Origin of the sequence: Helicobacter sp. MIT 03-1614, from assembly GCF_000762925.2 — a bacterium.
Classification (GTDB): domain Bacteria; phylum Campylobacterota; class Campylobacteria; order Campylobacterales; family Helicobacteraceae; genus Helicobacter_C; species Helicobacter_C hepaticus.
Window position 1 is genome coordinate 1 of sequence record NZ_JRMS02000016.1, and the last position, 23,110, is coordinate 23,110.

General features: G+C 32.0%; 24 protein-coding genes and 1 pseudogene. 19 read left to right on the top strand and 6 right to left on the bottom strand.

The window, feature by feature from the left end; all coding sequences use genetic code 11:
• Both LS66_RS09320 and LS66_RS09325 read left to right on the top strand, forming a co-directional pair.
• Positions 1-408 (top strand): YopX family protein (locus LS66_RS09320; RefSeq protein WP_236097022.1); only part of this gene is annotated, 408 nt, incomplete at its 5' end.
• A 2-nt stretch (positions 409-410) separates the two neighbouring features.
• On the top strand, positions 411-1,877 hold the full coding sequence (locus tag LS66_RS09325; RefSeq protein ID WP_034327387.1) for a PcfJ domain-containing protein: 1,467 nt from the start codon (positions 411-413) through the stop codon (positions 1,875-1,877).
• A 69-nt stretch (positions 1,878-1,946) separates the two neighbouring features.
• Here the strand turns inward: LS66_RS09325 and LS66_RS09330 are convergent, their stop codons facing one another.
• Positions 1,947-2,390 carry a hypothetical protein gene (locus LS66_RS09330; RefSeq protein ID WP_034327389.1) on the bottom strand — a complete coding sequence of 148 codons (444 nt, stop codon included), beginning with the start codon at positions 2,388-2,390 and terminating at the stop codon, positions 1,947-1,949.
• 229 nt (positions 2,391-2,619) lie between these two features.
• On the opposite strand from LS66_RS09330, the gene LS66_RS09335 reads away from it, so the two are divergent.
• From LS66_RS09335 to LS66_RS09410, 17 genes are all read left to right on the top strand, one after another.
• Entirely contained in the window at positions 2,620-3,852 is a 1,233-nt protein-coding gene (locus tag LS66_RS09335; RefSeq protein WP_034327392.1) for a hypothetical protein, read from the top strand.
• 19 nt (positions 3,853-3,871) lie between these two features.
• Positions 3,872-4,624, top strand: a complete 753-nt coding sequence (locus tag LS66_RS09340) for a hypothetical protein (protein ID WP_034327395.1) — start codon at positions 3,872-3,874, stop codon at positions 4,622-4,624.
• A gap of 105 nt (positions 4,625-4,729) precedes the next feature.
• Complete coding sequence (locus tag LS66_RS09345) at positions 4,730-5,791, top strand: hypothetical protein (protein WP_034327397.1); 1,062 nt, start codon at positions 4,730-4,732, stop codon at positions 5,789-5,791.
• 2 nt (positions 5,792-5,793) lie between these two features.
• Positions 5,794-6,966, top strand: coding sequence for a toprim domain-containing protein (locus LS66_RS09350; protein ID WP_034327399.1), 1,173 nt, complete (start codon positions 5,794-5,796; stop codon positions 6,964-6,966).
• A 111-nt stretch (positions 6,967-7,077) separates the two neighbouring features.
• Positions 7,078-7,599, top strand: coding sequence for a hypothetical protein (locus LS66_RS09355; protein WP_034327401.1), 522 nt, complete (start codon positions 7,078-7,080; stop codon positions 7,597-7,599).
• Between the two features lie 24 nt (positions 7,600-7,623).
• A complete protein-coding gene (locus LS66_RS09360) occupies positions 7,624-9,252 on the top strand; it encodes a DUF4942 domain-containing protein (RefSeq protein ID WP_034327403.1) in 1,629 nt (542 codons plus the stop codon).
• A 269-nt stretch (positions 9,253-9,521) separates the two neighbouring features.
• Positions 9,522-9,650, top strand: a complete 129-nt coding sequence (locus tag LS66_RS10420) for a hypothetical protein (RefSeq protein WP_268902978.1) — start codon at positions 9,522-9,524, stop codon at positions 9,648-9,650.
• Between the two features lie 9 nt (positions 9,651-9,659).
• Positions 9,660-10,553, top strand: coding sequence for an ArdC family protein (locus LS66_RS09365; RefSeq protein WP_034327405.1), 894 nt, complete (start codon positions 9,660-9,662; stop codon positions 10,551-10,553).
• A 49-nt stretch (positions 10,554-10,602) separates the two neighbouring features.
• Positions 10,603-10,944: a single-stranded DNA-binding protein gene (locus tag LS66_RS09370; RefSeq protein WP_052057422.1), complete on the top strand. Its 342-nt coding sequence runs from the start codon at positions 10,603-10,605 to the stop codon at positions 10,942-10,944.
• A 10-nt stretch (positions 10,945-10,954) separates the two neighbouring features.
• Positions 10,955-11,488 carry a hypothetical protein gene (locus tag LS66_RS09375; RefSeq protein ID WP_034327406.1) on the top strand — a complete coding sequence of 178 codons (534 nt, stop codon included), beginning with the start codon at positions 10,955-10,957 and terminating at the stop codon, positions 11,486-11,488.
• A 134-nt stretch (positions 11,489-11,622) separates the two neighbouring features.
• Entirely contained in the window at positions 11,623-12,636 is a 1,014-nt protein-coding gene (locus LS66_RS09380; RefSeq protein WP_052057420.1) for an ArdC family protein, read from the top strand.
• Between the two features lie 248 nt (positions 12,637-12,884).
• Positions 12,885-13,112, top strand: a complete 228-nt coding sequence (locus LS66_RS09385) for a hypothetical protein (protein WP_034327407.1) — start codon at positions 12,885-12,887, stop codon at positions 13,110-13,112.
• 74 nt (positions 13,113-13,186) lie between these two features.
• Positions 13,187-14,203 carry a tyrosine-type recombinase/integrase gene (locus LS66_RS10340; protein WP_236096320.1) on the top strand — a complete coding sequence of 339 codons (1,017 nt, stop codon included), beginning with the start codon at positions 13,187-13,189 and terminating at the stop codon, positions 14,201-14,203.
• A 113-nt stretch (positions 14,204-14,316) separates the two neighbouring features.
• The gene (locus LS66_RS09395; RefSeq protein WP_034327408.1) at positions 14,317-14,538 is read left to right on the top strand and encodes a hypothetical protein; all 222 of its coding nucleotides are present in this window, start codon (positions 14,317-14,319) and stop codon (positions 14,536-14,538) included.
• Complete coding sequence (locus LS66_RS09400; protein WP_034367132.1) at positions 14,539-15,216, top strand: ParA family protein; 678 nt, start codon at positions 14,539-14,541, stop codon at positions 15,214-15,216.
• Positions 15,217-15,252: 36 nt separating this feature from the next.
• Positions 15,253-16,104, top strand: coding sequence for a Fic family protein (locus tag LS66_RS09405; protein ID WP_236097023.1), 852 nt, complete (start codon positions 15,253-15,255; stop codon positions 16,102-16,104).
• A 22-nt stretch (positions 16,105-16,126) separates the two neighbouring features.
• Entirely contained in the window at positions 16,127-16,489 is a 363-nt protein-coding gene (locus LS66_RS09410; RefSeq protein ID WP_034343749.1) for a hypothetical protein, read from the top strand.
• A 17-nt stretch (positions 16,490-16,506) separates the two neighbouring features.
• On the opposite strand, the gene LS66_RS09415 is transcribed toward LS66_RS09410, so the two are convergent.
• The 5 genes and pseudogenes from LS66_RS09415 to LS66_RS09430 all read right to left on the bottom strand — a co-directional run.
• Positions 16,507-18,390: a relaxase/mobilization nuclease domain-containing protein gene (locus tag LS66_RS09415; RefSeq protein ID WP_052057418.1), complete on the bottom strand. Its 1,884-nt coding sequence runs from the start codon at positions 18,388-18,390 to the stop codon at positions 16,507-16,509.
• Between the two features lie 1,025 nt (positions 18,391-19,415).
• Positions 19,416-19,706 carry a hypothetical protein gene (locus tag LS66_RS09420; protein ID WP_231944842.1) on the bottom strand — a complete coding sequence of 97 codons (291 nt, stop codon included), beginning with the start codon at positions 19,704-19,706 and terminating at the stop codon, positions 19,416-19,418.
• A gap of 4 nt (positions 19,707-19,710) precedes the next feature.
• Positions 19,711-20,184 carry a hypothetical protein gene (locus LS66_RS10170; protein ID WP_034343309.1) on the bottom strand — a complete coding sequence of 158 codons (474 nt, stop codon included), beginning with the start codon at positions 20,182-20,184 and terminating at the stop codon, positions 19,711-19,713.
• Positions 20,185-20,187: 3 nt separating this feature from the next.
• Positions 20,188-22,395, bottom strand: a complete 2,208-nt coding sequence (locus LS66_RS10345; RefSeq protein WP_052057416.1) for a DUF6402 family protein — start codon at positions 22,393-22,395, stop codon at positions 20,188-20,190.
• A 76-nt stretch (positions 22,396-22,471) separates the two neighbouring features.
• Positions 22,472-23,110 (bottom strand): annotated as a pseudogene (locus tag LS66_RS09430) (hypothetical protein); the annotation flags it as partial.

Consider the following 23,110-nt stretch of genomic DNA (forward strand, 5'->3'; position numbering starts at 1 on the left):
AATAAGAATAAAAGGCTTTTGTATGCAGGGAATGAACCTATTGCGATAGGAATTTCAGAGTGTAGCAAACAGCCTTTCGTAACAGAATTTAATGAGCTTCTTGGACATCAAGAAATTAAAGATTGTGAAATTGAACTATGGATAAGGCTTAAAGATAAAAAGGGTGTAAAGATTTACGAAGGGGATATTGTAAAGGCTAAACAAAGAATTATAGACCCAGATTATCCAGAGGAAGCAGAGCCATTTATAGCAATAGTTAAGAAATATCACGATGATTCTATACCTTTGTATTTTATGATGTATAAAATAACAAATAATAATGATGTTTTTGATTTTGAATATTATGAGGTTGAAGTAATAGGTAATATCCACGAGAATCCCAAGTTGCTAGAATCTTTAGAGAATTAACAATGCAAAAGATTCAGAATCTCATTCAGTCTTATAAACCCTTAGATTTTAGCTCTATTGATGAAAAACTCTTAAAAGAGTTTCCTATTTTAAAAGAATGGCAAAAAGATGAACTTTTTATGTCTTTTATAGAAAGCACAAAAGAGAATTATTCTATTTTTAGATACTCTTGCACTTTAAATCTTGAATTGCATCTGATTCCCAATTCTCTCTTTGATTATTTAGAAAAAATCTTAGAGGCAAATAAAAACTTAGGGTTTAGTTTTGGGATTAATGAAATACAAGAACGCAAAATCCTTTTTTATTCTCTCCGCTATAATATACAAACAAAAGATATTTTACTTAGTGAAAATCAAGTTTTCCTAAGAAAAGAAAAATCTACTTTTGTAGTCTTTCAAACAGAGGAGAGAAAATTTATTATCCTCAAAGAAAACAACGAATGTGTCTTTAAAATCTACAAAAAGTGGAAAAGAGAAAATGGGGAATCCATAAAGCAATTTAATACAAAAACTTTTAAAACAAGCCAATGCGATTATCTCTTTGATAATGAAATTTTAAGAAATTGCTTTTTACAAAGAATCCATACTCCTATTCTTAAAGATTTGAATCTATTGCCTACTTTTCTTTTATCTTATCTCAAAGTAGATTTTAATCTGTTGAAACAATCCCATACCATTCAAGACTTTGTAGAATCTGCTTTAAATCTTAAAATCCCTTTTAATCTTAACAAGCTAGATTTATTCACTGCTCTATCCTTTGGAATCTTTTTACAATTCATAGAGGAAAAAGAACAAAACAAATTCTATCAATTTGCATTAAGCAAAAATTGCCCTAAAATAAAATCTGATGAAGCTTTTTTTGAACGAACTTGTGATATTTTTTATAAAAGAAAGAAATTTAAAGTCCTAGACCTCTATTATTTTTATTTACTTAAAACAATCCAATTAAGAGGTGAGGAATACAAATACAATGATGAATCTACTTTAAAAGATTATGCAAAGTTAATCTATGAGACAAAAACAATGATTAATCTTAAAATCCAATCTTTTCAAAGAATTAGACAAGAACATAATGTGCTAATAGACAAACTCAATGCAAGCAAGATTCCAAAAAGTAAAAAATTAAAAATTCATCAATCTTTTGTCCATTTGAAACTACCTAAAAACTTTAAACTGCTTAAAACAGAAAGAGAGCTTTTTTTACAAGGAGAAAAGCAGAATAATTGTGTTTATACACGAAAAGATAAAGTCAATAGAGGCACAAGTGCAATCTATGATTTAGACTATCAAGGAGATTACACTTTAGAGATAACAAAAAGAAAAGAGAAATTCATCATTTTTGAACTAAAAGGAAAACACAATGCAGAACCAACAGAGGAGATTTATTCCTATGTGAGAGAGGAATTAGAAAGAGTTAATTCTAAAAATACAAAGATAATGGAGGGAAAATACTATTGTAGTATAGTATAAGCAAAAGCCAAGCTTATGGGGTAAAAACCCCATAGAATCTAGTGATTGTGGAAATAAGAGTGTGATTCTTTACTTCCATTTCTCATTATATGCCTTAATATCAGGTTTAGTAATAGTAAATCCTATGCCATTCCCTACCCTATGAAGAGTATATTCTATTTTTGTGGAATCTTTAATGTTAAAACGAGTCCGTTTTAACTCATACTCCAAGTTAGCGGTGCAAGTAAATATGCCGTCTTTTTCTCCTTTAGTTTTAATGTCTTTAAAACTAAAATCTACTTCCAAATCTTCTGGTTTAACACCTGCATTACTAGCCATATTTCTCATCAAGAAGACTGTATCTGCACTTCTATTATAAAGATTTAGAGCCATAAATTTATTAAGCTCCTTATATCCCCTTAATTCATAGGGCAATGGCGTATTTTTACAGCTCTCAAGTTTTCTCGGCTTAGGCTCACCGCAACCGCTTAACACAAGCATTCCTAAAATGCACGATAACAACACATATTTCATATTTGCTCCTCTTTAAAATTTGAGAAACCTCATTCTAGCTAATCTCTAAAAATTAATCAATATGTGCATAAATAAATCCCCTTAAAAAAGATGTGTATATTTTGCACCCTAAAAACTACTATAATATATGCGGAGGCTAGGAGGGATATAAATAAACTAACAAGAAAACTACATTAAAAAATAAAACTTAATCCAATCCTGCCTCTACTTTTATATATGAGGAGAATCTATGAAAAAGCCACTTCTATCTTTGATGTTTATGTGCAGTATTTTATTTGCAATCCCTACAGAGACTGTTATCGTAGGAGATGCACAAGGTGCAGTGCAACACACCCAAGTCATTGCTCAATTTGTAGAGGCATATAAAAAATACGAACAAATGCTCCAAGCTGCAAACGACCAAATCAACAGGCTTAATGAAATCAATAAGCTCACAAACCAAGCCAATAACCTAATCAACAATGGGAATCTTAATATTGCAAATCCTATGCAAGTGCTTGATAATCTCAATAACACCCTTAAGTCTATCAAACGCAATACTGATAGACTAGCCCAAAATGCAAGGGATTATGACATTAAGAATGCCATACGATTAAAACAACTTCAAAATAAATGCGGTGATTTCCTTAAAATTGATGACTACTTCGACCCTGACCAAACAGAGTTTGAAACGATACAAACAGGTGAGGAAACTATGGTTCAAGCAGATGTGAAAAATCTCTTAGAAACCTTTACAGATATTAAAGCAAATGAGATAGACGGACTAGCAGGTGGGCTAAAAGGATTACCTCTTGCAATAGTAATGTGTGATAGGTTGAAAGAATATGAAAAACAGCTAAAAAATGAGGAATTCCACTCTAAAATGCAATCTACTTTGCTTAGTGGAGATTTTGAAGAATATAAGAAACAACAACAAGAGAAAGTCAATTATATAATGAAACAAGAAGCCATAGAAAGAAAAGAATTTGAACAAAAACTCACACCACTTAAAGTAAGAATGCTCCAAATGCAACAAACACTAGGAGTAACAGATGTGAATATGGCAAAAGAAAATGGCATAGAATTTTGTAAAGAGACTAAAAATGGTGGTTGTGCGCCTGTATTGCTAACACTCGATTATGTGAAAAATAAAGAGGCACAAATGCTAGAGAATGCAAGGAAAAATTCTAATGCCGACACAAGTCAATCACAAGCAGACAGAGAGTTTATTATGCTTGATTATCTCCGTGAAATAGCTACACATATGAGCTTCCTAAATGAGACAATGGCAATGACTGCGGCAATATTAGCAGAGGAAAAAGAAAGGGTTTCGGGCGTAACCAAAGGCATTGATGACTTTGGTTCTCAGCTTGATGAGCGTAAAAAAGAATTTAAAGAAAAGGTTAATACTAATAAGAATGCAATCGATTTTAGTGGCTATGGCAAAGCTAAGCTTGATAAGTTTGGATTCCCTAAGTTTTAGATTTTTCAAGGTATCTTTAATGCCAAATCCAAAAGACTTTATAGAGGCACTTAAAAAGTATTTCAAAGACGATACACCAAAAGCAACACTCCTCTCGCAAGAAAAGCTTAATACTCTTAAAGAAAAATATAATTATGATATAATCCAAGACAATCAAAATCTAACAAGCTTTTATATTAAAGCAAGAGGAGAAAGCACCTATGACAAGTTTGACATCAACCTCACAGACTACATCACAAATTACGCCAGAGATGAGAGCTATGAAAGCTATACCCTACGAAGACTATATGGCGCAGTTGAGGAGAGAAACACGCGAATGCGTGGAAAGAGCCTTGAAATACAGGAAAGAGACACAAGAGATACGGAAAGAAAGGGAGAAATTGCAGACAGAGACTTTAGAGATTCAGAGGCAGAACAGAGAGCTAGACGAGCTGCTGCTCTTAGTGCAGCAATGGGAGAAAGAGGATTACCAAGAGAAGCCTTAGAATATCTACTCAAACGCTCTCATATACAAGATGATAGAAAGCCTACTATCGCGCAAATCCTTAAGGCTTACAGGGTTGATACTACACAAGAACCACAAATACAATCTACTTTAGAATCTAAGCTAGATTCTAAATCACATTTTGCAGAGTATCAAAGACAAGAAGCCTTAAAGGCTTATGGCGCACAAAATACAGAATCTAACTCCACACAAGAGCTAGATTCTACTCCCGCACAATCACAAAACACCCCCACCAAAACATATACACCCACAAAGCGCAGGAGATAATCCCCTATTCCTTGATGTGCATTTTTATCCCTTAAAAAATAAAGATGTGTATATTTTGTGCTTGAAAAGCTACTAGAATCTAGCGACTTAATCTAAGGAGCTATTATGGATACTTGGCACGATGATGTAAAAACAGATGATATGGGACAAGAATTTTTGCGTTGGTTTAAAATGCTTATCCCTAAAGATAGAGATTTATTCTTTCAAATCCTAGAAGAAGAAAGGCAAAAAATTAAGGAACAGGAAACACAGGAGAACACAATAGATTCTAATTCAAAAGAACAAGAACTTGAAAAAACACAACAAGAGCCACTCATAGAAAAGGACATAGAATCTAAAGACATATCTCAACAAATGCTTGAAGCAAAAGAGCAATTTGTATTAGATAATGCCACTTCTTTGCAAGAGCTAGAGCTTATGCAAAGTAATGAGAATTGCACTATCTACCACGATAAAATGATATTTCCCCAAGATAAGCTTGAGGCATTTCAAAAAGACTTAGAAAATAACCCCAAAGCAAAGCTAACTGACCATATCAATATGGATTCTATAAAGGAGAATTTAGCAAACGAACAAAGTTTTCAAAAGCTCTTTAAAGAGGAGATTGCCTCACTGCAAGAGCCATCTATGGAGAATAGTAAAAAGCTTGACCCAAACAACTACTTCAATGACTTGATTGATTGGTTTGATAAGAAAAAACTCGATAATGAGAATATGCCTCTTACTAAAAACGAGTTTAAGGCGGAGTTTTTAGAATATTGCAAAAATGGTATGAATGAAAATGAAATGAAAATCTTACTACTCCTTGCAAATAAAGAGCCTAGTCGCCTCACAAAAGAACATAAAGATATGCTAAATGAGGGCTTAAAATACAATCTCACCAACAATAAATTGCTTGATAAAGGCTTAGAATGCGCTATCCGCGCAGAAATAGGAGAAGGACTTATCAACAATAATATCATTGACTTTGCAAAGAGTGCAGAAAAGCTTAAAGCTTCTAACAATATCATTGATAAAAAAATGTGCGAGACTACCTTACCAAAAATCGCAAATAAAATAAAAGACCAAAGCAGTAACCTTAATAGTGAGAATACTGCCAAGCTTAATGCCATTATCAATAATCAAGCACTCCCACAACACACTAAAACAAAAGGCAGGAGCAAATAAATATGCAAGATTTAACCAAGCTCCCTTTGCACGAAGTGCTACTTGCTAATGGCTACAAGCTTGATAGAGTAAAAAGCTCAAAGATGTATCCTTGCCTCGTCAATGTCGATAACAACGAACGCCTTATTGTCTCTAAAAAAGGCGAAAATTATTTATATTTCAATCCAAATGATGAAACAGACAGGGGCAATATTCTCTCATTTGTGCGTATAAGAGGACTTGATATAAAAGAGTTAGTAGCAAACTATGATACAAATATCACTCTAGCTAATGAGTATAAACATCAGTTTTTTACTCACAAGCAAGATTCACATCAAATTATTAAAGCCTATAAGGCATTGAGCAATATAACACAAGAGGACATAGCACAGATTCCATTATTCAAGCAAAAAGGCTTTGATATAGAATATCTCAAACCTTTGCAGCATACATTTAAGAAAGACGAACACGGCAATATTGTGATTCCAAACTTCAAGCTTTCAAGTGATGATAAAAATTACAATCCTAAGATAATGTTTATCTGTGGCTACACAAAAAGGCTAAATTATCCTATCACGAAAGATAAGCAAGGCGTAGAATTAACAAGACCGCTCAAAAGCCTACAATATGGCAATAAATCATTAGAGATTCTAAGCGGAAATAAGAATCCTGCACTTATTAAAAACATTATTATCAGTGAAAATATTATAGATTCTCTATCTCTAGGACAAATGAAAAACATTCCTCCGCAAGAATGTGTATTCATCTCTACTGCTGGAAACTTTAATATAAAAACATTGGAAGAAAGTATGCTTTACATCTTAGACAAAGCACCAAATGCAAGGATTACTCTTGCGTTTGATAATGACACAAAAGGACAGAGCTACACACAAGAAATGGAAAAAAATATCCTTACACACACAAAGAAACTCCCATACATTTACAAGCCTTTTAGTAAAGACTGCAATGATGATTTAAAAATTAGGAATATCACAGACTTAAAAACGCTTAACCAAGAAACATATCAAGGTTGGGCAGAAGCAAAGATTCTAAAATATAGGGTAAGTAATGATACCAATACACGAGCATTAATATTGCATCATTTAAGAAAGCTCCATAGCCTCAAGCCTCTTAATGAAGCAAATAGAAATCTTTTTAATACTATCAAAAAACACGCTTCCATTAAATTACTCTAAATCGCTCTATTGTGCTATTTTTAAGGGATAAAGTGCTGTAAATAGCGGTATTTGTGTGATTATAGGGCTTTATCTATCCTATAATGCGCTTATAAAACATAAGGAGAGGTTATGAAAAAGTGTATATTAACGGAAAAGCTCAACAAAAAGGCTATGGAATACTTTAACACTTTAGATTTAGAATCTAGAGAGAAGTTTATATGTCAAAGGGTAAGGCGCACAAAAGCTTTTAAGGAGATGATGAATCCTTTGCAAAAAGAAACTTTGTTTGGTTTTGATAATAGGGTGCAAGAGTATGTTTATCCCTTTTTTAAAGCGGTGGTTAGCAATGTGAAAAAGCAGAAGCCAAAAAATGATAATGTCTTTTTGAAAATGCAACACATTATGCAGAATGCAGAGGTGCAATTTCGGGCAAATAACTTACACTTTTCATCTTATGGCAATATGCACCGCTATAAGAAGCAGATACTTAAAGCTAAAGACACACTAGATTCTATAAGACATAAAAAGTTTAAGGGTTTAAGTTCTCTTAAAGAGCTTACACAAAATGCCTCTATACTCCAAGCAGAGAGGGCAAAAATAGAATCCTTATACAATAGGCTAGTGTATGAGTTTGAAACAAATGTTGCCTAATGAAAGCTTATTAGGTGGTATGAAATGAGTAGCTTATTAGACTTAGTCAAACAAAATAACGAAGATTTTGAGTGGTATCCTACTACTAATGAAATGTTAGATGTTTTGTTAAAAAGAATCAAGGAAATAAAAGAGGATAAAAACTTATACTTAGAATCTATGCTAGATATTGGAGCAGGCGATGGTAGAGTGTTAAAGTATTTTGATAAAAACTTAAGACTTGACAATATCCACGCCATAGAAAAGAGCAAGACCCTCATAGATTCTATGGATAGAAATATCCTCGTAGTAGGAAGTGATTTCAACCAAACTTCACTTATTGAGAAAACCTATGACTTAGTCTTTTGTAATCCGCCTTATTCTAGTTATAAAGAATGGGTTATGAGAATACTTAGGGAGATAAACTCTTTATTTATCGCATTAGTTATTCCTAGTCGTTGGCAAGATGATAGCGATATTAAACGCGTTATTGAAAGTCGTAAGGGATTAGAGTATGAAGTATTAGAATCTACTGACTTTTTAAATGCTGAAAGAAGTGCTAGAGCTAAGGTTGATATTGTATTGTTTAAAACAATAAGGGTAACAGATAAAAACGCTAAATATGGTGTTGATGAAGATGTCTTTGCTGATAATCTCATTAAACAATTTAATCTACAAAAGCTATTTGATGATATTGAGGAGGAAGAATATAATTATAAGTTTGGATTGCCTAAAAATGATTCTTTAGAGGAGAAAACATATCAAGTTGCTAATGGAGATTTGATTGAGTTTCTTGTAAGTGAATATGAGAAAGAATATAATGAGTTTATAGAATCTCTCAATCATTTAAACGCAATTAATAGTGATTTGCTTAAATGTATGAATGTTGATAAAAAGAAATTACTTAAAGGTATAAAAACAAAATTGAAGGATTTAAAATATTTATATTGGAAAGAATTGTTTAGCAAATTAGATGCAATACGAAACAGAGTTACTTCAACTTATGCAGGGTATCTCCACGAAAGTGTAATTGTTGAAAACAATGTTGATTTTAATAAGGATAACATTTATAGCGTAGTATTGTGGGTTATCAAGAATGCAAATAAATATATTGAGAAATCTTATTTGAGTTTCTTTGAGAGAATGGCAAAGGGTGAGAATGTTTTATATTATAAGAGCAATCAAAGATTTAATATCGATAGCTGGAGATACGCAAACAGAGAAGACAAAAGCAGGACACCAAATCCTTATAAACTTGATTATAGAATCGTATTGCCTAGAGTAGCTTATCTCTCTTATAGCAGTTTTTATCACGATGAAGATTGGACTAATTTTCTAAGAGACTTAAAAGTCATTGGTAGAAACTTAGGATTCTATACAGATAATATAACTATAAGTAGATTTAAAGCAGGACAAAGTTATAAGGAATGGAGCGGTGATAAAGTTTTGTTTGAAGTGAAGCACTACAAAAATGGTAACGCACATATTAAGTTTAGTATAGAATTTATGGAGAAACTTAATATACAAGTAGGGCGTATCAATAATTGGATTAAGAATAAAGCAGAAGCTAGAGAAGAGTTTAAGAATATAAGCGATGAAGAGCTAGACACTTTATTTGAAAAGCCCATTGGTATAAGTGTAGGCGATAGTGTTAAAATGCTTGAGATGTTTTAAAGGAGTGAAATAGAATCCTTATACTTTAATTTTAGACTTTTTGGTTTAAAATAAGAATAAATGTGAAGCACTAAGGTTAGAGCGTAAGTCCCTCTTTTTGAGCTGGGTTGTCATTCAATAAGACCCACGCCACTCTCTTTTATCTCTATTTATCCCTTATATCCATATAACATTGATGTGCATACTTCTCCCCCAAGATGTAAAGATGTGTATATTTTGCGCTTGATAATCTACTAGAATTCTGTATATCTAAATACAAAGGAGACACAATGACGGATACAGAAGTAAAGCTTTCAAATATTGATGAAGCTATGTTGGTGCAATATGGCGTTGCTACGCTTGAGTTAGATGAGCTTGTAGCAGAATTACAAGCAGAATGCGATATGCAAAATATATAAGGAGTTACTATGTCAGCAGCAGTTTATGAAGAATTAATCGAACAAATTAAAACAAATGCGGTTGCTAGCATTGCAGCAAGTATTAAATCACAAAAAGCCCCATTCTTACGACATCAAAATGCAAGTGATATGTCAAGGGCTTATAATGCGGCTACGGGTATGCCATTTAATGGTATTAATTCACTCTTGCTTGATATTAAAAAAGCAGAAATGGGATACACAAGCAACCAATGGGTAAGCCTTACACAAGCAAATATGCTAGGCGCAGCTCCACAAGAAATTGAGGCAGCTAAGACAAATTGGCAAAAAAATGCAGTATCTACACACTTCATTCAAAAGAAAGAGGTGAAGCCTATTTATAGCAATGAACCTCTCTTAGACAAGGAGGGCAATCAAGTTGTGAAAAAGAATGGCGAACCTGCTTTTAAATTTGCAACAGATGAAAAAGGTAATGTTCTCTATGAGACAAAAGATATAGAGCCTACACTCAAGCGAGAGTTGCTTTACAATATAGAGAACTTCCCTAGCATTGATAGAAGTCGTATTAAAGAACTCAATGTTCAAAAAGAGTATAAACACATATACAAACATTCAAAAGAACAACAAGCAGGTGTTAAAAGTGTGATTTTAGAGGACATTGCAGAGAAGCTAACACCCGTTACAAAGGAGCAGATAGAAACCTACTTTAAAGCTCAAAACTATAAGCAAGATTATTCTGTGCCTAAAAGCCTCAATCAAAAACAAAAAGAGCAGGTGGCTAAAATTGTCAATGAATCCCTAGAGAAAAAAGAAAAAACACCAAAGACACAACAAGCAAATAAAGAAACCCAAGAGAAAAAACAAGATAAACCCAAAACACAAGTAAAAAAACCACAGGCAAAGTCTGTTGCAAAAGGTAGATAAATATTAAAGGGGGAATCTCCCCCTTAACAAAAATATAAAAAGGATAACAATGAATAGTGTCAATATACGAGGATATGTAACCAAAGATTCTACAATTTGTAACATAGGGCAAAACAATACAGAATGCCTAAACTTCACAATCGCTCAAAATAAGTCTTTTAAAAACGAAAGAGGAAATATTGAAAAGAAAGCTATGTTCTTTGATGTAAGTGTATATGGAAAATATGCTGCTGCAATAAACTTTCTTTCAAAAGGCACATTAGTGTTTATACAAGGACAACTTACACAAGAAAGTTGGGAAAAGAATGGCAACAAATATTCTAAAGTAAGCATTATAGCTTCAAAGATTTATCCTTGCCATAATCAAACTAAAAACTCACAAAATCAATAAAGGAGAAGATATGGCTTACGAAATTTATTATTCAACTTCAGCGGAAAGCGGAACACTTGACGTAGAGTTTGTAGAACTTGCACGAAAAGTTTGCAAAAAAGCAATAGAGCTAGGTATTACACTTGCCGACAATACGGGTGAAGAAAAACTTACAGATGAAAATATCAAAGATTTTATCAATGAAGACGGCATTGGTATCAATGGACTTAGACAAATTTACGAAGGTGGCGAACCTTTTTATATACCTACCATATGGGGTTCTTGTAAAACACACGAGAACCCATATACAGCGGTGGTTATGGTATTACTTGCTTTGGCACAGAAAAATGGTTATGCAACCATTGAAGGACACGACCACCATAGTATTAAAAATCTAGAAGGTGGTGTTTATGATAACGTAAAGGCATTAGCAAAGGTAGCAAACATTGAGATTGATTATATTGAGAAGTCATTTAATAAGCAAAATATAGAGCAAGAGATTCAAAAAGAACAAAAACAAGAAAAATCTAAGACACCCAAAAAAGCTACATATAAAGGCAGATAATATTTGCCTCATCAATAAAGGAGAAGATATGAATGGTATGCAAGAAGAAGTAGAGCAACAAGAATATGAGATTATCGAAAATGTAGAAACAGATGAATTTGATTACCTCGCGCAAGAGCTGGAGGAAACAGGCAATGAATAAAGACAGAATGGAGGCTTTAGCAGAGCAAATTGCGAATAAAATTTTTGAATCAATAGAAAATGGCACTGCTCCTTGGCTTAAGCCTTGGAGCAATAACGGCATACAGCCTCATAATCCCATAACAGGCACTATTTATAAAGGCGTGAATGCACTTAACTTAATGATAAATGGTTTAGATGAAAATCGCTATCTTACCTTTAATCAAATAAAAGCTTTAGGTGGATATGTAAAAAGTGGTGAAAAAGCGCATATAGTGTGGTTCAAAGGCTATAAAGACGCAAAAAAAGAAAATGACTTGCAAGAGAGTGATTTAGAATCTCCAACACAACAAACTCCATATTATAAGATATTTTCAGTGTTTAATCTTAAGCAAACAAGCAACATTGATATAAACAAAATACAACAATATCAAGTCAAACACAACATTACACCACTAGAAACACTCAAAGAAAGAAATCGTTTTGAGGATAATCCTCTTATAGAGGAGGTCCTCAAAAATAGCAATATCCCTATTATACATCACAATGCAGACAGGGCTTGTTATGTCATAGACGAGGATAAAATATATCTACCGCCCAAAGAAGTTTTTACTAGCAAAGAACAATATTACTCCACAGCACTGCACGAGTTAGGACACGCCACAGGACACAAGACAAGGCTTGATAGAGACCTAAGCGGTAGTTTTGGTTCGTATTGTTACGCGAAGGAGGAGCTAAGAGCAGAGCTTTACTCATTTCTGCAAGCAATAGAGTTAGGTATAGACTATGACTTAAAAAATCACGCAAGTTATGTAGATAGCTGGAGTAAAATGTTTAAAGATAACAAAAAGGAGATTAACGAAGCCCTTAAAGACGCTATAAAGATAGTTCATTTTGTAAAAGAGCAGTGGTATCCCCAAAAACTAAAACACACCCTAGAGCAAAATATCACTCACATAGAAGTCAATGAAAGAAAACCCATAGCGCAAAAGCCACAAAATAAGAAAAAATGTTGGCGTGGTAGATAGTTTCACGCTTAAATCTTAGAATCTACTTCATATATCAAGGCAGATTCTAATCCACATATCTTTGTTTAAAATATAGCAAACAACCACCAAATACTTCCGCCACTTCACTAAAGAAACAAAAATCACAAAAAACAAAGCATAAAGTAAGTTTTAAACTTAAGGGATAAAGTGCTGTAAATAGCGGTATTTGTGTGATTATAGGGCTTTATCTATTCTATAATGCGCTTATAAAAACATAAGGAGCAATGATGAATCTTAAAGAAACGACAGAATCTTACGCGGTTGAATACAAGCAGGGCAGATATGATATTTTTTGCTCAAATATGGGTTTAAAAGAATGCTGGGAACATTTTAAATATGTGCAAAAGTTTGGAATGTATAAAGATGAATTTCAAGCAAGAATGGTAAAGCTTTCATTTGAGACACACAAATGGGGTGGTGGGCATATTACTCTTTTAAGGGTGTTTGCAGAGTGAAGAAAAGTATTTTAACAAAAGAAAAGGAATATTGTGTGCTGACACAATATCTATTTATCTAAAAAGGAGACGCAATGCTACAAGAAGTTCATTTAAATAAAGAGGAAGTAATAAAGCTCTTTGGCGAATACTGCATTATGAAGTGTAAAAGCTTTTCACAAAACGCCATTACCGACAAATACAAGGCAAACATCTTTTTACAATGCCATTATGACTTTACAAGCTTTAGGGAGATAAGAATCTTCATTAAAAAGGCAAAAGCTTTAGGTTTTATTAGTGCAAATCTCTTTACTCCTACCCTTACTATGCTTGAATACTTTTTAAATCATAATGGCTACTTTAATCCTGCTATGGATAGTGCTAAGTTTGTGGATTATTTTTTCTCCCTTACAAAGAGATTAGCAAACTCAACTATCAATCAATACATAATGTGCGTAAATCTTTTTATGAGGTTTTTAAATGATAAAGGTTATAAAAGCATTAATCTTAAGTCTATTAAGATGAATTTTGCTAAACAAAAGAAGCTTCCTAGCTTTTTAAATGATTTTTATTATAAAGCATTTTTGCAAGAAGTAAAAGAGCTTCAAGAAACCTCTATATACGATATAAGAAAAAAGCTTATTATCCTGCTTGTATATTATACTGGCATTAGAACAAGAGAGATGAGAAATCTTATATTTGATGATATAAAAGAAGATAGAGAGCAATATATCTTTAAAATTTCGGGCAAATGCTCACAAGAGCGACTTGTATCGATTAAAAAAGTATTTATAGGTAATCTTATGCAAAAGTTTCTCGATAAAAGAAAGGCTATGTTGTGCCAAAGCCCATTCTTGTTTCAGCTCAAAAATCTCAATCAACCACCAAATATATGTATTAATCTTAAACCTATCCTAAAAAAGCTTAATTGTATGCAGCCACGCGGAAATATGCTACATCTTTTACGCCATAGCTTTGCTTCGTTTGTGTATAGGGAGAGTAGAGATATTCTCCTCACACAAAAAGCTTTAGGACACGCAAATATTTCTAATACACAAATTTATATACATATGAATAGCGATGTATATGAGAAAGTTTCTAGTTTCTTTTAGTGTAGATGAATAAGTTTTATATATTTATATCAAATTACAATATATTGTATTATATTTTATTGTAAATGTAATATAATTATGATATAATAGCATATCTTAAATAAGGAGAGGTAATGATTAACATTGATTTACAAAATAAAATATTTCATATTAAAGAACCAACCAATAAAGATGAATATCAGTATTTAGAATCTGAAGTGCTTATTATGGTGGGAGCATTTCTCAACTATCAAGAAACCTTATTTGATAAGCAAGTTGATACAAATGAGATTTTGCGCCTCATAGAAAGTGCAAAAGATTTTTCCCTTGCGTGTGTCAAAAGCAAAGGAGCATAAATGACAATCACAATAGCAAATCAAAAGGGTGGCAGTGGTAAAAGCACACTTGCTATTAATCTAGGTATATCACTTATAGATAAGCATAAAGTGCTTATTATGGATACAGATTCTCAAAAAAACATTGAAAGTTTTACAAATATCCGTGAAAATAGAAATGATAGTATGGACTTAAAACACTTTACTCTCACAAACAGAACAGGCAATATTACACAATCACTTAAACAAAGCCTAGAAATATATGATTACATCATTATTGATACAGGTGGAATTGATAGCACAGAATCTCGCAAAGCTATGCTTTATGCAGATATACTTGTAATACCTACCACACCTAGCTACCTTGATTTTGAAGTGCTTTTACAAATGCTAGAGAAGACAAGAGAGATTAAAGAGATTAATGAATCTCTTAAAATCTGTATTGTAATGAATAAAATAAGCCCAAATCCTTTTTTGCATAAAGAGCTACAAGACTTATGTAACGCAATTAAAGAAGCACAGCAAAGCTATGAGCATTTGTATTTACTTCAATCTATTCTTTATGATAGAATCTCATACAAAAGAGCTATTAGTGAGGGCTTAGGTATTAATGAATATAATGATACAAAAGCCCAAATAGAGTTTTTAAATATCAAAGACGAGATATTACAAGTAGCCTCAAGCACAGAGATAGCCTAAGGTATAAGTTTTGCAATTTTATAACTTTAAGGATAAATGATGATTGAATACAATCCTGAATTTTTGGAGAAAACAAGCTTCTTAGGCAAAGCCCAAAGTGATAATTTACGCGCCATATGTGCAGACATAGACTTAAACGAGATTATTGCAAATATAGAGAACCGCAAATCTATCGCCCATAAACTATGCTTTGATTTTATATACACTTCTGCTATTATCGAGGGCAACACCTATACAAGAGGAGAGGCGGAGACATTATTTGAAACGCGCCTCCCAATAAGCTCAAAGAGTGTAGATGATGCAAATATGCTACTCAACATCAAATACGCCCTTGATTATATTTTGCAAGAAAAGCCTACGATTACAAAGCATAGCATAAGAGAAATACATCAAATCCTATCTCAAGGATTATTACCAAAAAAGGCGCAAGGTGGGGTGAGAGAGTTAGCTGTAACAATAGGCAATAGTGAGTATGTGCCATTAAGCAATCCATTAGAGCTAGAGTTGCAAATGGAGCGTATGATTTCTTATTACCAAAAGATAGATAATCCCTTTAATAAGGCTATTTATATCCATAATAATACGGCTTACTTGCAGTATTTCCAAGACTGCAATAAAAGATTAGCAAGGATTTTACAGAATCTAAGCCTTATAAATGACAATATGCCTTTTCTTTCTCTCAATGCTTCAAGGGCGCAAACAGAGATAAAAGCACAATATAAAGACGCTATGATTGCCTATTATGAAAGTGGCGATAGTAAGCCTTATGTTAGCTTTTTTGTAAGCGAATATACTAAGACCTTACAAGCTATAAAGCAGATAAGCACACCTCTCATACACAAAAACACCAACACATCACCACAGCCCACAAAAAGCAAAAGGCGATAGATAATTTCATAAAGGCATATTAATGAAATACAATGTAAAAAATAAACTTGCACAAATAAATAGCTTAGAATCAAGCACAAAGGCAAAAGACTTTGTAGAATCTGCTTCAAATGTCAATCTTACTCACGCACAAGAGCTTACCCTACAAAAGAATCACAATGTCAAACCAAAGGATAAAAAATATTACACATTTTATCTTAGTCAATCGCTTTTACAAGAAGTAGAGACATTTTTAAATGAATTTGGCGTAAGAGGTGAAACAAAAGGCTCACTCATTGAGGATTCTTTAAGATTTTATCTATCCTACAAACAAGAGCTTTTAGCCAAAGAGCTAGAAGATAAACTTAAGAAACTAAAAAATAAATCCAGCACTCAAAAGTCTTAAAATCTCCTTGCATAGCTTTATCTTTTCTTTTTAGATTCTATTGTCAATTTTGCTTTAGTTTCTATTGCAGATTCTAATATCACAAGTTTATGTGATTGTGCTTTAGTAGTATAAGAATCTCTATTATCTTGTATAGCTTTATGTGCGAGATTGAGAGTAGTTACAATAGATTTGCTAAATTGTGATTGTTGCGTATTTGGAATAGGATTTAAAGCAATATTATGCTTGTGTAAAGTCCTTTCACACACTTGTTGTTCTTTTAAAAGAAAGCTACATTTTTTATGCAGATAGGCTATACGCTTTATATCTTTATGTTCAATCGCTAAAGACTGCTCTAAATCCTCTTTTGTAAGGGCTAAATGTGCATTAATATCTATCATTCTTTGCTTTATGGCTTGGAGTAAGCTTTGCGCGTTACATTCAAGAGCATCTATGCACTCTTTCTTCTTAGATTCTAAGGCATTGTTTTGTGGAAAAGTAAGTGTAGAGACAATATGCTTATAATGCAAGAGATGTGATAGCTTTTTGCTTAAAGCAAAGGCATTGCTTTTATGATTGTAGTTTGTAGCTTCTGCAATAATTCCACTGCTCATTTTCTCTATATTTTCTCCTAGAGTATGTTCAAATTGTGCTATATCTCTTTTAAAGTGTTTGAGTGTATCTATCACATCAAGAGGCAAGTATCGCTCATATGACTTAAACGAGCTAAGAATAGACTTCTTTTTGTTAAGCAAGGTAAAATGATGTGAAAAGCTTTTATAAGTATCCTCCCAATCTAAAAATCTTTTCATATGTTCCCTTAAAACATTAGCTTTGCGCTCATTTTTATTCATTTGATTTTTTGCGCGAGAAAGTTCATCAAAGAGGAGTAATCTTTTTTCTTTAAGTTGAGTAGGATTAATGCCTTTAGATTCTAGCTCTTTAATCTTTTTTTCTACATTCTTTAAATGTCTTGAAGTTTGCCACATTTCTTGCTTTAAGATTTCATTAGCAGAATAAAGAGATTTGATTTTAGCATTAAGGCTATTAATAGCTTTTTTATAAGTAGCAAAGAATCTTACATCTTGCTCTATACTATCATCTTTATTAGCATTACTTGTGTTAAATTTATCTAAGTTTTCAAGTTTAGAATCTAAATGTTGGCGCAAAAAATCTCTATTTACCTTGACATCGTTGCTATAATCTAACTTTCCATTTGAAAGAACAAACAAGTTTTGTTTAAAATCCTCACGCAAACTATCATAAAATGCTGCACATTCTTGCTTAGAGTTGAAGTGAAGTTTTTTCTTTGAAAAGATGTTTGTCTTATTAATGATGATATGAATATGTGGCTTGTTTTGATGAGCGTGAGGGACAAGAATATATTTATACTCTGCAAAATGACTCTGCAAAGTATTTTGAGCAGATTGTAAGAGTATTTCCATAATGGTAGGAGAGTGTATTTCATTGAGAGAAAAGACTAAATGCAAGGCTTCATTTGTGTTTTTGTTTGATGAAAAATCTTTTTGCCAATCTTTTAGAATCTCATCTACTCCTACAAAGTTACCAAGATAATCAATCGCACATTTTTTATGCTGTGATAAAAGCTCTGTATGAAAGTCCATATCATCAAAAATATTCATAGATTCTTGATAGCTCTTTTCAATGGTATAACTTAGAGCATTATGCAAGTGTGTTCTTTTCATATTGCCAATATTTTTGATGATAATCTTATTTCTATGATGAGTGTGAGAAGTAGAAGAATGACTACTAGATTGAGTGAAATAATTTATAAAAGCATTATGCACTTTAGCTTGATAAACTTCAGGAGTTTTTCTGGCTTTTTTAAAAGAAATATATTCAAAAAGTTTTTCATCTTCTTTTATCTTTTCTAAAGGCACATCAATAACAATATCATTCATAAAAAAATCCTTTGGTTCTAACCAAAGAAAACTACAAAAATACAAAACTTCACTCAAAGGATTCTAGCAAAATTTTATAAAGACTTTTGACTTTTTTTCTGCAAAAAAATCATAAAAAAATATCCCTTAAATATGCTTCAAAAATAAGAAAAAATGTAAATGTGCAGGATAACCCTTTTTATGTGCATAAAAAGATAAAGAATGCCTTATGCAAGGGGCTTTGAGATAGGTAAAATGCCAAAAAGTCATTTTTTGCAAGAATTTGAGCTTAAATTTTTGCAAAAATGATAAAAAAGTAATCACATATCATAGAACAAAATCATCTCTTAACTTCATAGCAAAATTTATAAACTTAAAGTGCAAAAAGAATCTATAATTTCATATCAACTTTGCTTCAAATTCAATACAAAATCATAGACTAACAATTTCACTTAAATTGAATACAACTTTGCCACAAACTTAAGAGCATTTCAAGATTCATACTTCGATACAAAATTAAAAAAACTTCATAGCAAACTTCATATTTTTTTAACTTAAGAACAGAAAAAATAAAATTTAAAAACAACTTAAGATTAGCTTCAAGGCAAAAAGTTTTTTAAGCTTTATAAAATATTCTAGCTGAAATATAATGACACAGATTCTATTACAAATAAAATTACTATAAAGAGAATCTTATATTACCTTTTCCCTTATATTAGAATCTAATATGTATGGAAATTAATTTCCAAAGTTTTAAAAAAGCTCTAAGCAAAAGCAATGAATAGAGAAATGATAGACAAAGACTAGAGACAAGATAAAATGTTTTTAAGGGATAAAAAAGAAAAGTGTGTGAGAGTGTGTTTAATGATTTTTTAAGGTTAATGCGTGTAGATTCCCAAAATATTTTTACTCCCATTCCTTTAAAAAAGCTTTAGAATCTGATTTTACTTAAATAGAGGCTAGAACTCCTTATTTTTAATAGCATAAATACTATAACAAACAAGTGTTATACTAGAAATAAAAGTAAATAATGCTAATGACAACATTCACAATTCCACCTTAAAATATGTTTGTGTAGCCTTATCTTCAGGCACTTTTAACACATAGAATCCTTTATGAATTTTATCATTTGTTTTATCCTTAGAGAAGACTCTAAAGTTTAAGCCTTTGTTAAATCTCTTTTTATAGTTTTGGTAGTCTTGGTTGATGATGTAGTATAAATTATATTTTTTACTATATTCAATGGTTCTATTCATATCTTGCTCCATTCTTTGTGTGTCCATACTAGCAAGTTTGGTAGTGATAAAATGTGGCAAGTCTTTGTATGCTTTATACATAAGATTATCTCGCTAATATTCCATTATTCATAATACTTTCTTTAAGCATTGCTCCAAGTATTACAAATGGAGAGCAAGCCATTATATCCACTAGCAATAATCCAATCAACAATGAAGTCATAACAAATATAATAATATTTTGTGTCAATCCAAAATGAATACCTAATGCGTTATTGCATAAATGAAATTTTAATAGCATTCCATAGATTTGTATTCCCCCACCACTTATAAATGTCAGCAAAATCAAAAAAAATGCCCTTATGCCTTCTTTGGTATATATAATGATTGCGTAATACAAACACACAGCTACTATTCCGAATATACAGCCAAATAAAAAACTTTTACAAGCAAAGATTCTATAAAAAAAAGCTATTTGATTGATGTATTTTACTACAAAGAATGCCATAAAGAAATAAAATATCCAGCCCATTAGTAAGATGAAATAATTTTGATAGATATGAAAATAAATAAAACTCATAATCTACCTAACTTCAAAGATAATTTTTAAATCTTCGTTTTTTATTATTTCTATTACCTTAGCATTCTTACTAAAGATTCTATAATCTAGTCCAAATTTAAAATGAGTTTGATAGTCTTGGTAGTTTTGATTGATGATGTAATATTTGTTTTGTTGTGCTGATTGTTTGATGATAGCTTCTGTAACATAGTGCATTGATTGCTCATATCTAGGAATATCATTTAAAGTTTGTGGAGCACTTAAAAAAACAGAAGCAATCGGCACTGCTGGTTTGCCATAACTCAACAAATGCTCCATTGAACGATACTGATTGAAAGCCACTTCATTATAGTCCCACATACCCACAGGCTGATAAGGTTCATCACTAAAATCAAAGCTATCATAGATATAGCAAAGTAATTCATCAATAAAGCATTCTAAATAATTAACTTGTTGCTTATTTCTTTTAATAGTAATTTTATAAGGCAGATAAAAGATACTAAATTTCCCTGTAATTGCATAAAGGGCTATGGTGCTTTTAGAATAGGGAAAATTATTAGTAAGATTTGCAAATTGCTCTTCTGAAGTAATTTTCATAAAATAAATCATTAACTCATACAAACTAGCATTCCTCATATCCACTCCCATATACTTAGCAAAAGTTTCATTTTGAATAGGATAGCTTTGTAGATGTAGTCTAGCAAATTCGTGTGGTTTGCAGTCTGTGAGGAGCTTAAGGCGTTGATTATTATATATAAATTCTTTTTTACTATCTTTTATAATATTTGTATCTATTGGAATAAGAGCAGTGCAATCACGAGCTTCAAGTTTATTTTGATGCAGATTTTCTCTCTCTTGCATCTTATCCAAGATAAGAGCAACGAGAAACTCTTTTTCTGCTAGGTTATCATTATGAAATACATTGGCTATTTCTTGTTTTTGTATGGTGTTTTGGAGAAAATATTTTATTTCGTTTTTAAAGTTTTCTGTAATAATATGCGCAGCATTCTCTTGAATATAAGTTGTGCTATTTTGTCTCTTGCCTAGAATCTTAGATTCTAAATCCTTTATCATAGGAAACTTAAGATAAAGATTATCCCAATCTAGTTCAGCATAATATTCTATTGAATCTCCAATATGTTGTTTGTAGGTAAGCTTTTTTAGGTTTATCTCATCAAAATTACTTAAAATCCCATACAAACTACTATCATCAATGATTATATCTTTGCTGCTTGCATAACGCAAACCTTTATTTGCGGCATACTTATCTTTTGTTTTAAAATTGTTTGGTATTTGGGGATTATCGTGCCATAGCCTTTGTAAAAGGTAACTTGTTCCCCAGCCCAAAACCTTAGCTTGGGCATTTAAGGCTTGCATTTCTTGAGAAAACTTTTGCTCTCCTTGAGTAAGAGTAGTATTTTTATTTGCTCTTAGCACTTCTGCGTGTGTGCCATCAATGACGATTTGAGGATAATCATTTACTTTTATAATTTGGCATACTTTCCAATGAGGATTGTGTTTGTAAGCAAAAATCGCGACACTTTCATTTAGCCACTTCTGCGGTATGTTAAGACTTATACTATCAGTTTTTGGAAGTTGCAGTGTATCGTTTAAAGGTTTATCAAGTTTTTGAGTTGTAGGTATATCTGTTGGCATATAAGAATCCAAATCACTAAATAAAATGTAATCTACATCTGTTGCTTTGCCTTGTTTGTCATAATCATTCATAGTTTGTTTTTTATATCCCCATTTTATTTCGTTGGGTTTTATTTTGTTTGTATCATATTCCGCTTTAAACATTATCTTATCATTTGGTTTATAAAAGTTTTTTGTAATGGTAAGTCCAATGTCTTTTAATAGAAACTTATTATCTATAATGACTTTTTGCACAGCAAAGTCTGATATTTTAGACTCAAATGTAGCGCGACATAAACGCCCATACTCATAACTTCTACATATTCTCCTATAATTATCTTTTGGTTTTATCTGATAGTCTGGATGATTTATTCTAATTTCAAAACTTTGTGTATTTTCTCGTAGTTTTTCTGTTTTGTCAAATACGATTTCTCCATTTATATTTGTTTTTTCATTAAGTGCAACATCATATTTTTCTGTATTTTTTATGCCAATAAGTCTTATTTCCGCATCTTTAATGGGATTGTTTTTAGAATCTATAATTTGTATTCTTAATGTATCTTTGCTATACTCTTGAGTGTTTTCTTTATTTAACATTTGTTATTTCCCGCCAATTCCTCATCAAGCAATATTAAAGGCCTATTTTAAGATTTTTTAAACCTTTCTTCACTCCTCACTCCGCCTTTACCTCCCCACCTTTAACGACTAATCCTTTAGAATCTATGACTACTTCTACTCCACCAGCTTTAAAAATGATTGTATCGCTTGTGGCATAAATAACAGTTTCATTAATCTTTAGATTAATGGCATTACCAGCATTAATAGCGTAATCACTCGTTGCTTCTGATAAAATATTATCAGCTATAAAAGTAGCATTTTCATCTGTTTCAAGTCCCATAGAGGCATTAGATGTAAGTAAGAGATTCCCTTTAGTCCTAAGTGTAGTTTCATTAGTGGATTCTATGTTAATGGAATCTTGAACTTGTAAATGATATTCCCCCTCCACCACCTCTCTCTTATTCCCCCCTACATTCCTACTCTCATCTTGTTTGATACTTGTATTGAGATTCCCCCCTATCTCTACTTCCTTATCCTCTCCTACATACTCACTACTCTTCTTTGCTACTCTAAGTTTATTGCTTGCTCCTATGTTAAGAGTATGGCTTAATCCTACAATAGTATCTTTAGATAAAGCTACATTGGTATTATATTCTCCTCCAATACTTACAATCTTTGCTAAATCTATGGTTTGAGTATGAATCTTTTTAATCCTTTCATTATAAGTTCCCTCTACTTGAGATTCTTTATTGTT